Annotated in this window: 12 protein-coding genes; 7 read left to right on the forward strand and 5 right to left on the reverse strand. The window is 73.1% G+C overall.

Annotated elements, in window-relative coordinates; translation table 11 throughout:
- Window positions 1-554 precede the first annotated feature (554 nt).
- Window positions 555-2,087 (reverse strand): aldehyde dehydrogenase (NADP(+)), encoded by a 1,533-nt coding sequence (locus ACIQ7D_RS26310; protein ID WP_403941452.1) that lies wholly within the window; start codon window positions 2,085-2,087, stop codon window positions 555-557.
- Window positions 2,088-2,279: 192 nt separating this feature from the next.
- Here ACIQ7D_RS26310 and ACIQ7D_RS26315 point away from each other — a divergent pair, with 192 nt between their 5' ends.
- From ACIQ7D_RS26315 to ACIQ7D_RS26325, 3 genes are all read left to right on the forward strand, one after another.
- Entirely contained in the window at window positions 2,280-3,050 is a 771-nt protein-coding gene (locus ACIQ7D_RS26315) for an IclR family transcriptional regulator (RefSeq protein ID WP_403941453.1), read from the forward strand.
- Between the two features lie 114 nt (window positions 3,051-3,164).
- The gene (locus ACIQ7D_RS26320) at window positions 3,165-4,613 is read left to right on the forward strand and encodes a peptidoglycan D,D-transpeptidase FtsI family protein (RefSeq protein ID WP_403941455.1); all 1,449 of its coding nucleotides are present in this window, start codon (window positions 3,165-3,167) and stop codon (window positions 4,611-4,613) included.
- A 200-nt stretch (window positions 4,614-4,813) separates the two neighbouring features.
- On the forward strand, window positions 4,814-5,386 hold the full coding sequence (locus tag ACIQ7D_RS26325; protein ID WP_403941457.1) for a hypothetical protein: 573 nt from the start codon (window positions 4,814-4,816) through the stop codon (window positions 5,384-5,386).
- Here ACIQ7D_RS26325 and ACIQ7D_RS26330 read toward each other — a convergent pair.
- Together ACIQ7D_RS26330 and ACIQ7D_RS26335 are read right to left on the reverse strand one after the other, a co-directional pair.
- Window positions 5,375-6,553 carry a hypothetical protein gene (locus tag ACIQ7D_RS26330; protein ID WP_403941459.1) on the reverse strand — a complete coding sequence of 393 codons (1,179 nt, stop codon included), beginning with the start codon at window positions 6,551-6,553 and terminating at the stop codon, window positions 5,375-5,377. The two genes, ACIQ7D_RS26325 and ACIQ7D_RS26330, sit on opposite strands and share 12 nt — an antisense overlap.
- The gene (locus ACIQ7D_RS26335) at window positions 6,550-7,500 is read right to left on the reverse strand and encodes a 5-dehydro-4-deoxyglucarate dehydratase (RefSeq protein ID WP_403941461.1); all 951 of its coding nucleotides are present in this window, start codon (window positions 7,498-7,500) and stop codon (window positions 6,550-6,552) included. The genes ACIQ7D_RS26330 and ACIQ7D_RS26335 overlap by 4 nt, the downstream gene beginning before the upstream one ends.
- Window positions 7,501-7,751: 251 nt before the next feature.
- Between ACIQ7D_RS26335 and ACIQ7D_RS26340 the strand changes: the two genes are divergently transcribed.
- Both ACIQ7D_RS26340 and ACIQ7D_RS26345 read left to right on the forward strand, forming a co-directional pair.
- Entirely contained in the window at window positions 7,752-8,561 is an 810-nt protein-coding gene (locus ACIQ7D_RS26340; RefSeq protein WP_403941463.1) for an NAD-dependent epimerase/dehydratase family protein, read from the forward strand.
- A gap of 150 nt (window positions 8,562-8,711) precedes the next feature.
- Complete coding sequence (locus tag ACIQ7D_RS26345; RefSeq protein WP_403941465.1) at window positions 8,712-9,911, forward strand: TerD family protein; 1,200 nt, start codon at window positions 8,712-8,714, stop codon at window positions 9,909-9,911.
- Window positions 9,912-10,041: 130 nt separating this feature from the next.
- Here the strand turns inward: ACIQ7D_RS26345 and ACIQ7D_RS26350 are convergent, their stop codons facing one another.
- Window positions 10,042-10,269 (reverse strand): hypothetical protein, encoded by a 228-nt coding sequence (locus ACIQ7D_RS26350; protein ID WP_078490871.1) that lies wholly within the window; start codon window positions 10,267-10,269, stop codon window positions 10,042-10,044.
- 246 nt (window positions 10,270-10,515) lie between these two features.
- On the opposite strand from ACIQ7D_RS26350, the gene ACIQ7D_RS26355 reads away from it, so the two are divergent.
- Complete coding sequence (locus ACIQ7D_RS26355) at window positions 10,516-10,707, forward strand: hypothetical protein (RefSeq protein WP_403941467.1); 192 nt, start codon at window positions 10,516-10,518, stop codon at window positions 10,705-10,707.
- 92 nt (window positions 10,708-10,799) lie between these two features.
- On the opposite strand, the gene ACIQ7D_RS26360 is transcribed toward ACIQ7D_RS26355, so the two are convergent.
- Window positions 10,800-12,218 carry an alkaline phosphatase PhoX gene (locus ACIQ7D_RS26360; protein ID WP_403941469.1) on the reverse strand — a complete coding sequence of 473 codons (1,419 nt, stop codon included), beginning with the start codon at window positions 12,216-12,218 and terminating at the stop codon, window positions 10,800-10,802.
- A gap of 188 nt (window positions 12,219-12,406) precedes the next feature.
- On the opposite strand from ACIQ7D_RS26360, the gene ACIQ7D_RS26365 reads away from it, so the two are divergent.
- The gene (locus ACIQ7D_RS26365; protein ID WP_403941470.1) at window positions 12,407-13,186 is read left to right on the forward strand and encodes an SDR family NAD(P)-dependent oxidoreductase; all 780 of its coding nucleotides are present in this window, start codon (window positions 12,407-12,409) and stop codon (window positions 13,184-13,186) included.
- Window positions 13,187-13,296 lie beyond the last annotated feature (110 nt).

A 13,296-nucleotide genomic window follows, 5' to 3' on the forward strand; every position in this document is an offset into this window, starting at 1 on the left:
GCCGCTTCTTCCGCGACCGCACCGGTCTCACCCCGGCCGCCTTCGCCGCCCGCGACACCACGGCCCACCAGTGAGCGGAGTGCGGCGGCGGCGCGTACCCCTGACCGTCCACGTCGTCCTGCGGAGCTGTCGGAACTCCTTACCGTGTTCGTCCACTGAGAGGGGAAGGGCGAGCCGGGCCTCCAGCGGTGGCGAACGGGATTCCCCACCAGGACCGCACCCCTGGTGCGGTCGGGGCCGTGGGAGCGGTGGCGGTCATGACGTGTCCTTCCGGCGCGGCCCAGGGGTTTTGCGCGGTGTGTCGGCTGCTGGTTGCTTGCGGTGACGCTCTCCCATCATTTCCTGGGATCCGGCGGATCGCCCGACGGTCAGCGGTCATCCGATGGTCACCAGGTGACGATTCCTTGCTCCTGGCAGGCGCGGCACGGCGCCAGCACCGCGCCGGCCTCCGCGCCCTTCGGGTCGTGCGGGAACCGGCGGCGCCCCTCCGCGGAACGCGACTGCCCCACCGCGCGGGGTGCGCGGTGGGGCAGGGGAGGAAGAGGTGAGCGGGCTCAGCTCTCCGGTCGGCCGTCGACGCGGCGCGGCAGGTCCAGCGGGTTCTCGTCACGCAGCTCCGGCGGGAGCAGCGCGGGCGGCGTGGACTGGTACGAGACCGGGCGCAGCCAGCGCTCGATCGCCGTGGCGCCGACCGAGGTGGAGGTGGAGGTCGTCGCCGGGTACGGGCCGCCGTGCTGCTGCGCGGGGGCGACCGCGACACCGGTGGGCCAGCCGTTGACGAGGACGCGGCCGGCCAGCGGGGTCAGTTCGGCGAGGAGTTCGGCGGCGCCGGGCTCGGTGCCGTCGGCCTCCTCACCCGCGAGGTGGAGGGTGGCGGTGAGGTTGCCGGGGAGGCGGGAGAGGATCGACGTGACCTCGTCCGTGGAGGTGTACCGGGCGACGACCGCGACCGGGCCGAAGCACTCCTCCAGCAGCAGGTCGTGCGGTCCCTCCGCGGTGAGCAGTTCGGCGGGCAGGGTGAGGAAGCCCGCGCTGACGGTGTGCTCGCCGCCCGCGCCGGGGGTGACGGGGGCGTCCACGCCGGGGAGCGCGGCCCGTTCGGCCACGCCCGCGACGAAGGCGTCGCGCATCCGGTGGTCGAGCATCACGCCGGGCTCGGTGTCGCTGACCGCCGAGGTCAGGGACTTGAGCAGCCGGTCGCCTGGCTCACCGGCCGGGGCCAGCACGAAGCCGGGCTTGGTGCAGAACTGGCCGACGCCGAGCGTCATCGATCCGGCCAGCCCGGCGCCGATCTCCTCGGCGCGGCCCGCGGCGGCGGCCTCGGTGATCACCACGGGGTTGAGGGAGCCCAGCTCGCCGTGGAAGGGGATGGGCGCGGGCCGGGCGGCGGCCGCGTCGAAGAGGGCGCGCCCGCCGCGTACGGAGCCGGTGAAGCCGGCCGCCGAGACCAGCGGGTGCTTGACCAGTTCGACCCCGGCCTCGAAGCCGTGGACGAGGTTCACCACGTCCTCGGGCAGTCCCACCTCGGCGGCGGCCCTGCGCAGCACGGAGACGCACAGCTCGGAAGTGGCGGGGTGGTCGGGGTGCGCCTTGACGACGACCGGGCAGCCGGCCGCGAGGGCGCTCGCGGTGTCGCCGCCGGGCACGGAGAAGGCGAACGGGAAGTTGCTCGCGGAGTAGACGGCGACGACGCCGAGCGGCACCTTGTAGCGGCGCAGGTCGGGCCAGGGCGGGGTGCGGTCGCCATCGGCGTGGTCGATGCGTACGTCGAGGAACGCGCCCTCGTCGACGACCTCCGCGAAGGCCCGCAGCTGGGCCGTGGTGCGGGCCAGCTCTCCGGTGAGGCGGACGGGTCCGAGGGCGGTCTCGGCGTCCGCCGCCTCGATGACGTGCTCACCGGCGGCGTCGAGCAGGTCGGCCGCCGTACGGAGCAGGGCGGCCCGCACCGTACGGTCGGCGAGCGCTCCCGCGACCGCGTGCGCGCCCCGGACCGCGCTGTCCACCTCGACGGCCGTGGCCTCCTGCGCGACCTGCTCACGCGGCTTCCCCGTTCGGGGGTCGACACTCCAGACTGGTGCTGCTGCCACCGCGGCTTCCTTCCCGACTCACGAACGTACGGACCCACTCACCGTCATCGGCTCCCTGACCCGGATACTGTTCGGTATTCTGAACAGGATTCCTGATAGTGAATGTGCAAGGACTCTATTTCCGTGCGTTCTGTGGGGTCAAGAGCGGTCAGGCGGGCAAGGCCAACGGGCCAGAAGAGGCGAGGGACGACGATGTCGGCTGCGGAAACCGGTGGAGCGCAAGTCAAGTCCGCGGTACGGACGGTCGAGCTGCTCGAATACTTCGCCGGGCGCCCCGGCATGCACTCCCTGGCCAGCGTCCAGGAGGCGGTCGGCTACCCCAAGTCGAGCCTCTACATGCTGCTGCGCACGCTGGTCGAGCTGGGCTGGGTGGAGACGGACGCGACGGGGACGCGGTACGGCATCGGCGTACGGGCGCTGCTGGTCGGCACGTCGTACATCGACGGGGACGAGGTCGTGGCCGCCGCGCGGCCGACGCTGGACCGGCTCTCGGACGAGACCAGCGAGACCATCCACCTCGCGCGGCTCGACGGCGTCAATGTGGTCTATCTCGCCACCCGTCAGTCCCAGCACTATCTGCGGCCCTTCACCCGGGTCGGCCGCCGGCTGCCCGCGCACTCGACCTCGCTGGGCAAGGCGCTGCTCGCGACCCACAGCGACGAGCAGGTGCGCGCGCTGCTGCCGGAGACGCTGCCCGCGCTGACCGAGCACACCATCACGGACCGCGAGCGGCTGATCGAGGAGCTGCGCACGGTGCGCGAGCAGGGGTACGCGGTGGACCGCGAGGAGAACACGCTCGGGCTGCGCTGCTTCGGGATCGCGATCCCGTACCGGACGCCGGCGCGGGACGCGATCAGTTGCTCGGTGCCGGTGGCCCGGCTCACGCCCGCGCACGAGCAGATGATCAAGGACACGCTGTTCGACGCGCGGGACCGGCTCACGCTCGCCACCCGGCGGCTCTGAACCCCGGCCTCGGCCCTCGGCCCAGGACCCCGGCCCAGGACCGAGGATGAAGAGTTCCTGAGACTCGCCCTCGGGGGGAACCCGGCCCCCTCCCCCGCTCGTCCCTGATACGGGATGAACAAGACGATCAGACACACAGCGGTCATCTGCCTGTCCCTGGTGCTCGCCCTCCTCGTGCGGGCGACCTGGGTCCAGGCGTACGAGGCCAAGGCACTCGCGGACGATCAGCACAACCGTCGTACCGCCATCGACCAGTACGCCCGGCCACTGGGCGACATCATCGTGGCCGGTTCGCCGGTCACCGGTTCCGCGAAGACGAGCGGGAGCGATCTGGAGTACAAGCGGACGTACCGGGACGGCGCGCTCTACGCGCCCGTCACCGGCTACAGCTCGCAGGCGTACGGCTCCACCCAGATCGAGGGCATCTACGCGGATGTCCTCGACGGGACGGACAGCCGGCTCCAGAACCCGCTCGACGCGCTCCTGAGCGAGCGGACCCGGCCGGGCGACGTGCTGACGACGATCGACCCCGCCGTACAGCGCGCCGGATACGACGCGCTCGGCTCGAACAAGGGCGCCGCCGTCGCGATCGACCCGAAGACCGGCCGCGTCCTCTCCGTGGTCAGCACCCCCTCGTACGACCCCTCGGAGATCAGCGGGACGACGGACGGCGCGGCGTGGCGGAAGCTCACCGGGGACACGGACAAGCCCATGGTCAACCGCGCCCTGCGCCAGCCGCTGCCGCCGGGTTCGACGTTCAAGCTGGTGGTCGCGGCGGCGGCGCTGGAGGACGGTCTCTACAGCTCGGTGGACGAGGCGACGGACAGCCCCGACCCGTACACGCTGCCCACGACGCGCCAGGACCTGGGCAACGAGAACACCTCCGCGCCGTGCGAGAACGCCACCATCCGTACGGCCCTGCGGTACTCCTGCAACACCGTCTTCGCGAAGATGGCCGCCGATCTCGGGCAGGACAAGGTGCGGGCCATGGCGGAGAAGTTCGGGTTCAACGACGCGAAGCAGGACATGCCGGTGCGCGCCTCGGCGAGCGTCTATCCGTCCGGCATGGATCAGGCGCAGACGGCACTGACGGGCATCGGCCAGTTCGATGTGACGGCGACGCCGCTCCAGATGGCGATGGTGTCGGCGGCGCTGGCGAACGACGGGCTGATGGCCGCGCCCCACATGGTGTCGAAGGTCGTGGACGCGAGCGGCGACGCCCTCCAGTCGTACCCGGACGGGGACACGACCCGGATCGTCTCGTCCGCGACGGCGGAGCAGTTGCGCAGCGCGATGGTGACGGTCGTCGAGGACGGCACCGGGACGAACGCGCGGATCGACGGCGCCGAGGTGGGCGGCAAGACGGGCACCGCGCAGCACGGTGTGGACAACAGCCGTACGCCGTACGCCTGGTTCACGTCGTACGCGAAGGACTCCTCCAGCGGCAAGGAGGTCGCCGTCGCGGTGATCGTGGAGGACTCGGGCGCGGCCCGCTCGGAGGTCAGCGGCAACGGGCTGGCCGCGCCGATCGCGCAGAAGATGATGCGGGCGGCGCTGAAGTGACCCGCCCGTCCCGGTGACTCCGGCTGCGGGGACCCGGAGCGCCTGAGGGGCCTCAAGAGTTCTCGGGCTGAGGGTCCTCAGAGTTCTCGGGCCGCGCTCCGGGGCGGGAAGTAGGTCGTTCTCCCCATGCGCGGACCCTCCCCTCAGCGGCCACACTGACGCCTCGTGCGGTTCGGCGGCGGGAGTGGAGGGGGGAGACCATGAGGTCGACACGGGGCGGTGTGCTGCGGGACCGGAACGCGGCGCTCGCTCTCGCGGGGGTCGTCGTCTCCGGGTTCGGCACGTCCGCGATGTGGCTGGTGTCGGGGATCTGGGTCAAGTCGCTGACCGGGTCGGACAGCCTGGCCGCGCTCACGGTCTTCGCGATGTGGGCGCCGGTGCTGGTGGGTCCGGTGCTGGGGGTGGTGGCCGACCGGGTGCGGCGGCGGCCGCTGCTGATCGGCTGTCAGCTCACGCTGGCGGTGCTGCTCACCGCGCTGACGGCCGTCCAGCGGGAGACCCCGGACGCGGCGGTCGGCCGGACGGTGGCGAGCGCCAACACCCTGATGTACGTACCGAACGCGGTGGCGCTGGCGCTGGGCGCCGGCCTCGTGGCCGTCGTGAGCCACACCGTCCTGCTGCCGGTGGCCGGGGCGGCCGGGCTGCTGACGGCCGGGTGGCTCCTGCGGGCGGCGCCCGCCACGGCAGGAAGGGCCGGGCCCGACGGGGCGGGAGCGCCCGACAGGTCCGGTGGGTCCGGTGGGCCGGGTGGGTCCCCGGGCTCAGCCGGGTAGCCGGGAGAGCGCCGCCCTCACCGCCGCCAGGTCCGCGTCCGAGGCTAGGCCCGCGTGGTAGAGCCGCAGTTCGGTCGCGCCCAGTTCCGCGGCGTGCGCGGCGTCCTCGGCGAGGGCGGCCGGGTCTCCGCCCATGCCGCTGACGACGCCGAAGTTGGCGGCCAGCACCGAGGTCCCGGTGCGGTGGTCGGCGAACGGGCCGAGCATCGCCGCCGCCGCGCCGCCGGTGCAGGGCAGCACGACGCCGTCCGCGACGCCCAGGATGTGCGCCGGGTCCACGCCCGGGTTGGCGCCGACGCGGTACGGGGCGGGGTCGGCGTGCAGCAGCACCTGGAAACCGGGGGCCGCCTCCGCCCGTACGGCCGCGACGGCCGCCTCCTGGAGTCCCTGGGCGACGCCGCGCCGCCAGGTGTCGGTGAGGGCGGCGAGATCCGCGCCGAGCAGCTTCTCGACGGCGGCCCAGCCGCTCTCCCGGGATCCCGTGGCCCACACGGGGTCCAGCGCGCGCCGTACGGCGGCGGCCAGTTCGTCCGGGGCCGCGCCGAGGCCCGCGTACCCCTCCCGGCAGACCCGGCAGAAGCAGAGCGACATCAGATACTGCGCGGCGTCCCCGAGGGCGACCCCGGCGGTCTTGTCGTGGGCGTGCAGATGGCCCAGTCCGTACCAGCCGCAGGACTCCAGCTCGGTGCCGCCGGTGCCGGGGCGTACGGCGGCCTCGGCGGCCAGCTCGGTCAGGTACGCGGCGACGGCCGGCCGCGCGACACAGGGCGCCCAGGGGTAGCGGTCGCCGTAGGCGTTCACCACGGAGGTGTCGGGACGCTCGGCGCCGAGGCGGGAGTTGTGCGCGAGGACGACCCAGCTGTGCACGTCGAGTCCGGCGCCGGCCAGCGCCTCGGCGGCCTCGCCGTAGGCGTCGCCGGGGGCCCAGGCGCCCGACGGGTACGGGCGCGGCTCGCGGCCCGCCCAGCGGGCGGCGTCCGGCGGGTAGAGGACGGCGGCGTGCTCGGCGGTGACGATCCGGTGGCCCGGATGGCGCGGGGTCAGGGCGCGGGTGGAGTGGTAGGCGGCGGCCAGGGTGACCTGCTGGACCCCGAGGTCGGCGATCCGGTCGGGGGCGTCGGGGTCGCCCACCACGTCCCAGGGGTAGACGAAGGCGGAGGTCTTCACGCGTCCTCCCCGGCGGGAAGCAGCGTACGGCCGTGCTCGACGAGTTCCGCGAGGGCCTTGAGGTGGTCGGCCCGGGGTTCGCGCAGCGGTGGCCGTACCTCTCCGACGTCCAGACCGGCGAGCCGTACCCCTGCCTTGACCAGCGAGACGGCGTAGCCGCGGCCCAGGTTGCGCAGTTCGACCAGCGGTACGAAGAAGCCGTCGAGCAGCCGGACGGCCGTCGCGTCGTCGCCGGTGGTGAGCGCCCGGTGGAAGGCGAGGGCGATGTCGGGGGCGAAGGCGAAGACCGCGGAGGAGTAGAGGGTGATGCCCAGACCCCGGTAGGCGAGCCCGGTGAGTTCGGCGGTGGGCAGCCCGTTGAAGTACAGGAATTCCCGCCCGGGGAGCTCGCGGCGGACGGTGCTGACGGTCCGCTGCATCAGGTCGAGGTCGCCGTGGCCGTCCTTGAGGCCGACGATCTTCTCGTTCCGCGCCAGCGCGACGACGGTCGCGGGGGTGAACAGGGCGTTGTCGCGCTGGTAGACGATGGTCTCCAGGGACGTGGCGGCGGTCAGTTCGGTGTAGTGGCGCACCAGGCCCTCCTGGTCGGCGACGACCAGGTAGGGCGGCATGGCGAGCAGCCCGTCCGCGCCCTCCTCCTCGGCGATCCGGGCGTACCGCGTGGCCAGCGCCGTGCCGTAGCCGGCGCCCGCCACGACGGGGACGCGGCCCGCCGTCTCCTCGACGGCTGCGGCGACGCACCGGCGGTACTCCTCCGGGTCGAGCGCGTGGAACTCCCCGGTGCCGCAGCAGGCGAAGACCGCGGCGGCGCCCGCGTCGACACCGCCTCGGACGTGTGCGCGGAAGGCGTCGAGGCCGAGGCCGCCGTCCGGCCCGTACGCGGTGACGGGGAAGAACAGCGGCCCGGCCACGCGGGTGAGGCGGGCGGCGAGCGGGGCTGAGGTCACGGGCGCTCCCTGGCCGTGGGGCGAGCGTTGATGGCTCGTGCATCACTCTGATTGGTGTCCATATGTCTGAACGGCGCCACGCTAGGCCAGCCTTGAGGGGCCGGTCAAGACGGGATACCGCAACGCGGGGGCGGATTCGCGCCCCGCGGGCGACACTTGACGATGACCCGCCACCCTCCTTATTTTGTCCACGCATGTGAATTCTGTCTACGAATCTGAGTGTTCTCCGAACCGTCGAGGAGATTCCGCCCATGCCCGCACCCCGTACCGTCCTGCTCACCGGCGCCGCAGGCGGCCTCGGCACCCTGATGCGGGGCCTGCTGCCCGCGTACGGCTACGAGCTGCGCCTCTTCGACGCCACACCCATCGAGGGCGAGCCGGACGCCATCACGGCGGACCTGGCGGACAAGGCGGCGCTGCGCGAGGCGGTGGCGGGCGTCGACGCGATCATCCATCTGGCGGGCATCTCCCTGGAAGCCTCCTTCGACAAGATCGTGCGCGCCAACATCGAGGGGACGTACAACCTGTACGAGGCGGCGCACGCGGCAGGGGTACGGCGCACGGTGTTCGCCTCCAGCAACCACGCGGTCGGCTTCACCCCCCGCCCCGAGCCCGGCGAGCCGCTGATCCCGATCGACACGCCGCGCCGCCCCGACACCTTCTACGGGCTCTCCAAGTGCTTCGGGGAGGACCTGGCCCAGCTCTACTGGGACCTGCACGGCCAGGAGACCGTCTCCGTACGGATCGGCTCCTGCTTCCTGGAGCCCACCTCCGTACGGATGCTCTCCATCTGGCTGAGCCCCGGCGACTGCGCCCGGCTCTTCCACGCGGCGCTCACCGCCGAGAACGTCGGCCACACCACCGTCTACGGCTCGTCCGCCAACACCCGGCTGTGGTGGGACCTGACGACGGCGCGGGCGCTCGGGTACGAACCGCGGGACGACTCGGAGCAGTACGCCGAGAAGCTGATCGCGGAGCAGGGCGAGGCGGATCCGTCGAACCCGGCGCACACGCGGCTGGGCGGCGCCTTCACCACCGACCCGCCTCGGTGGCCTTACTGAGCACCACCGACCCGCCTCGGTGGCCTTACTGAGCACCACCGACCCGCCTCGGTGGCCTCGCCGAGACGCCTTCAGGCGGTGGGGAGGAAGGCCGCAGAAGGCGGCCGAAGGTAAGGGAACGGCAAAGCGGGGTCGTTCGTTACGTCTGGCATGACAGCTATGACCCCTGGCTCGAACATCCCTCTCCCCACCGCCCATGTCGCGGTGGACGTCGCCGCTCCCGTGCGGCTCGACGTATCGGGCCTGCTGCTCACCGCCGACGGCAAGGTGCGCTCAGACGACGACTTCATCTTCTACAACCAGCCGGCGGGCCCCGGCGTGAGCTACCGCTCCGGCGGCGGGTCGGCGCCCGACGCGATCGTCGTCGACACCACCGCCGTACCCGTCGGCATCGAGAAGATCGTCGTCACGGCGAGCCCGGACGCGGCGGGCCAGAGCTTCCAGGGCATCGAGCCCACGGCCACGATCCGGGACGCCGGCACGGGCGGCGCGCTGGCCACGTTCACCCCGCCGAGGCTGGGCGCGGAGACGGCCCTCGTGATCGTGGAGATCTATCTGCGCAACGGCGTCTGGAAGGCCCGCGCGGTCGGCCAGGGGTACGCGAACGGGCTGGCCGGGATCGCCACCGACTTCGGCGTCTCCGTCGAGGAGCCCGCCCCGGCGGCGGCGCCCGCGCCGGCCCCCGCACCCGCGATCGCCGACCCCCGGGTCGCCGCTCCCCCGGTACCGGCCACCCCGCCCCCGGCGCCCGCCGCGCCCGCGCCCGGCAGCGGGAAGATCAATCTGGACAAGGGCCGGGTCAGCCTCCAGAAGAACCAGACGGTGTCGCTGGTCAAGGGCGGCGCCCCGCTGCTCAGCCGGGTGAAGATGGGCCTCGGCTGGGAGCCGGCGTACCGGGGCAAGGACATCGACCTCGACGCGTCCGTGATCGCCTACGGTCCGGCCCGCAATCACCTCGACAGCTGCTACTTCGGCAAGCTCTCGATCCTGAACGGGGCGATCAAGCACTCCGGCGACAACCTCACGGGTGAGGGCGGCGGTGACGACGAAGTGATCGTCGTCGACCTCGGCGCGATCCCCGCCGAGGTGAGCGGCCTGGTCTTCACGGTGAACTCGTTCTCCGGGCAGAAGTTCACCGAGGTCGCCAAGGCGTACTGCCGGCTGATCGACGCGACGTCCGGCGAGGAGCTGGTCCGCTTCGACCTGACCACCGCCGAGCCGCAGACGGGCGTGATGATGGCGAAGCTGATCCGCCAGTTCTCCGGCGAGTGGGAGATGACCGGCGTCGGGGAGTTCGTGAAGTCCAGGACGGTCCGCGGGATGGTGAAGCCCGCCGCGAAGATCCTCTGACAAGAGGCTTCTCCCGCAACGGAGACTCCTCCCGGCACGGAGGATCCTCCGGCGCGGCGTGGGCAGAGCGAAGCCCCCGGGCCACCGCGGGTCCTGAAGGTCCGCGGCGGCCCGGGGGCCGGGGCGGGCCTCAGAGCTTGGTGAGCTTGGCGAAGGGGCTCAGGATCCGCCCCTGTCGACCCGAGAAATCAATGAGCACTGCGTGTTCGCCCTCGACTCCGATGACTCTTCCCAACCCGAACTGATCGTGGGAGACCCGGTCTCCCACATCGAACTGCTCGGGCGGGGGTGAGGCCGGGGCCTGGCGGTTGAAGGGACTGGACGGCAGGTGGCGCCGGGATCCGGCTGACTTTGTCATTACTTGGAGTATGCGCCCAAGGGGCCCCGCCGCGCCATGCCCGGCCGCGGACGAGCGACCGGACCACCCGCACCGCAGCCGTACGCGCCCCCTTTTCGCGCCCTATTCACTCCCCTCGCACTCCCCGCCCCCGCTCCCCTCTCCAGCTCCGCTCTCTCGTTCGTTCACCGCCGGGTCCGGCCGCCCGGTCGGCGCACCCCGGACGGCGCACCCGGACGGCGCAGCGAGACAGTGGCCGCCCGCAAGGTGGCGGGCCCTTCACGGCGGCGGCGGACGGTGGGCGGGGTGGCCCGGCTGCCGCCCGCTGTGGCGGGCGGCACGGTGTACGCGGCGACCGGCGAGCGCTGCGCCGCGCTGCGGCTGACCACCGGCGAACCGCTGCGCACCTGGGAGGTGCGGGACATCCGTGGCCTGGCGGCGGACGGCGTCGGCTGGTAGGCCCGTACCGGAAGGGGCGACGGTACGGGCCTCCAACGGCCCAGGATCCGGCGAGGGCCCCGGATCCGGCGACGGCCCCGGATCGGGCGGTGTCAGCGGCGCGGCGAGCGCCGCCACGGGCCGGTGACCGCCAGCATGATCCCCGGTTCCTGGATATTGGCGAAAAGCGTGCGGCCGTCGGGCGAGAACACGACACCCGTGAACTCGCTGTCGTTGAGGTCGTTGCGCGCGATGGGGTACGTCCGTCCGCGCTCCGTCGCGCCGAAGAGGTGCTGAAGCCCCTCGCCGTCCTCCGCGATGACCAGTCCGCCGTACGGCGAGACGGTGATGTTGTCGGGCCCGTCGAAGGAGCCGTCCTTCGTGGGATCGGGGTTGACGCCGAGCAGCACCTTGAGGGTGAGCGTGCGCCGCCGGGGGTGGTAGAACCACACCTGGCCGTCGTGCGGGGTGCCGGGGCTCTCGTCGCGGGCGTACGAGGAGACGATGTACGCGCCGCCGTCCCCCCACCACATGCCCTCCAGCTTTCTGGCCCGGGTGACGTCACCGTCGCCGAACTGCTCCCGTACCTCGACGGTCCGCGCGTCCCGCTCGGGTACGTCCACCCAGTCGACGCCGTAGACCGTACCGATGCGTGTGGCGCGCGAGAGGTCGTCGACGAACGAGCCGCCCGCGTCGAAGCAGCGCGGCGCCTGGAGGGCGCCCGCGTCGTCGGCGAGCCCGGCGAACCGGCCGCGGCCGTGCTTGAAGGCGCCCGGCGGGATCCAGCGGTAGAAGAGGCCGTTGGGGCCCGAGGCGTCCTCGGTCAGATACGCGTACCCGGTGCGGGGGTCGATGACGACGGCCTCGTGGTCGTAGCGGCCGAGCGCCTTGACGGGGCGCGGGTCCCGGTTGGCGCGCCGGTCGTACGGGTCGACCTCGAAGACATAGCCGTGGTCCTTGGTCATCCCGTTCTCGCCCGCGCGGTCGGTGTTCTCCTCGCAGGTCAGCCAGGTGCCCCAGGGGGTGCGTCCGCCGGCGCAGTTGGTCGACGTACCGGCGATGCCGACCCACTCGGCGGTCCGGCCGTCGGGGCGGGTCTCCACGACCGTGCAGCCGCCGGCCGCCGCGGGGTCGTAGACCAGGCCCTCGGTGAGCGGTACGGGGTGGGGCCAGTCGGACCTGGGGCCCTTCAGCTCGTGGTTGTTGACGAGCAGGGTGACCCCGCGGCTGCCTTCGAACGTGGCGGTGCCGTCGTGGTTCGAGGGCGTGTACTCGCCGGTCTCCAGCCGGGTGACCCCGCTGTGGGTGATGACCCGGTACGTGAACCCGGCCGGCAGCGCGAGCATGCCGCGCGGGTCGGCGACGAGGGGCCCGTACCCCGGTTCCGGCGCGGGTCCTGACGCGACGTCGGGGCCGTCGTCGGCGGCGAGGGCGCCGGGCGCCGTCGCGAGGGCCCCCGCGGCGCCGGTGAGGACGAGTCCGGCGCCGGTGAGCGCCGATCTTCCGGTGAATTCCCTGCGGGTCAGCGGCATGGAGGCTCCTGGAGACAGAAGGAGGGACCGGGACGGGTACGGGTACGGGTACGGGTACGGCGGGAGCGGAGAAAACGAGCGAGGACGCGGGGGCGCGGACGCTCGGCGGTGCGGAGGTACGCTCCCCAGGCTGCCGCGCGTGCCTGAACGGCGGCTGAACACCGTCCGACGTCGAAAGGCGCCCCTCCATGAATCTCCCCACGGGACAGCTCGCGGCCACCGGGCGCGGCGTGCTCGTCAGCGGTGCGTCCCGTGGCCTCGGCCGCGCCGTCTGCCGGGCCTTCGCCGCGCAGGGCGACCGGGTCGCCGTCCACTACGGCAGCCGCTCGGCCGACGCCCGCGCCACCCTGGAATCCCTGCCCGGGACGGGCCATGTGCTGGTCGGCGGCGATCTCTCGGACCCGGCGGAGGCGGCCCGCGTCGCGGACGAGGCGGCGGACGCGCTCGGCGGGATCGACGTCCTCGTCAACAACGCGGCGGTGAACGCGGCCCACCCCCTGCCCACGACCGGCTACGACGAGTGGACGGCGGCCTGGCAGCACCATCTCTCCGTCAACCTCATGGCGACGGCGCTGCTCAGCCATCGCGCCGCGCATGGCATGATCGCCCGCGCCGCGTCCGGCCGGATCGTCAACATCGGCTCCCGGGGCGCCTTCCGCGGCGAACCGGACCACCCGGCGTACGGCGCCACGAAGGCCGCGGTGCACGCCCTGGGGCAGTCCCTCGCGGTCTCCCTGGCCCCGTACGGCATCGGTGTCGCGTCGGTGGCGCCGGGCTTCTTCGACACGGAGCGGGTGGCGTCCCGGCTGGCGGGCGAGGAGGGCGAGCGGATCCGCGCCCAGAGCCCGTACGGCCGGGTGGCCTCGGCGGACGAGATCGCGGAGGCGGTGCGCTGGCTGGCGTCACCGGGCGCGGAGTGGTCGTCGGGCGCGGTCCTGGACCTGAACGGAGCGTCGTACCTCCGGTGAGCGGGCGCGGTGGGGGGGGCGAAGGCCCGGGGGCGGGCCCCCCCCCCGGGGCCCCCCGCCCCCGTTCAGGACGGTCGATCAACCGGCCGACGGGACGCGGCGGGCGTCCG

The sequence above is a fragment of the Streptomyces sp. NPDC096310 genome (genome assembly GCF_044763125.1).
Classification (GTDB): domain Bacteria; phylum Actinomycetota; class Actinomycetes; order Streptomycetales; family Streptomycetaceae; genus Streptomyces.

Coding starts and splice junctions, on each gene's coding strand:
- ACIQ7D_RS26315 (WP_403941453.1), top strand. CDS start 2,280: ATGTCGGCTGCGGAAACCGGTGGAGCGCAAGTCAAGTCCGCGGTACGG.
- ACIQ7D_RS26320 (WP_403941455.1), top strand. CDS start 3,165: ATGAACAAGACGATCAGACACACAGCGGTCATCTGCCTGTCCCTGGTG.
- ACIQ7D_RS26325 (WP_403941457.1), top strand. CDS start 4,814: ATGAGGTCGACACGGGGCGGTGTGCTGCGGGACCGGAACGCGGCGCTC.
- ACIQ7D_RS26340 (WP_403941463.1), top strand. CDS start 7,752: ATGCCCGCACCCCGTACCGTCCTGCTCACCGGCGCCGCAGGCGGCCTC.
- ACIQ7D_RS26345 (WP_403941465.1), top strand. CDS start 8,712: ATGACAGCTATGACCCCTGGCTCGAACATCCCTCTCCCCACCGCCCAT.
- ACIQ7D_RS26350 (WP_078490871.1), bottom strand. CDS start 10,269: ATGACAAAGTCAGCCGGATCCCGGCGCCACCTGCCGTCCAGTCCCTTC.
- ACIQ7D_RS26360 (WP_403941469.1), bottom strand. CDS start 12,218: ATGCCGCTGACCCGCAGGGAATTCACCGGAAGATCGGCGCTCACCGGC.
- ACIQ7D_RS26365 (WP_403941470.1), top strand. CDS start 12,407: ATGAATCTCCCCACGGGACAGCTCGCGGCCACCGGGCGCGGCGTGCTC.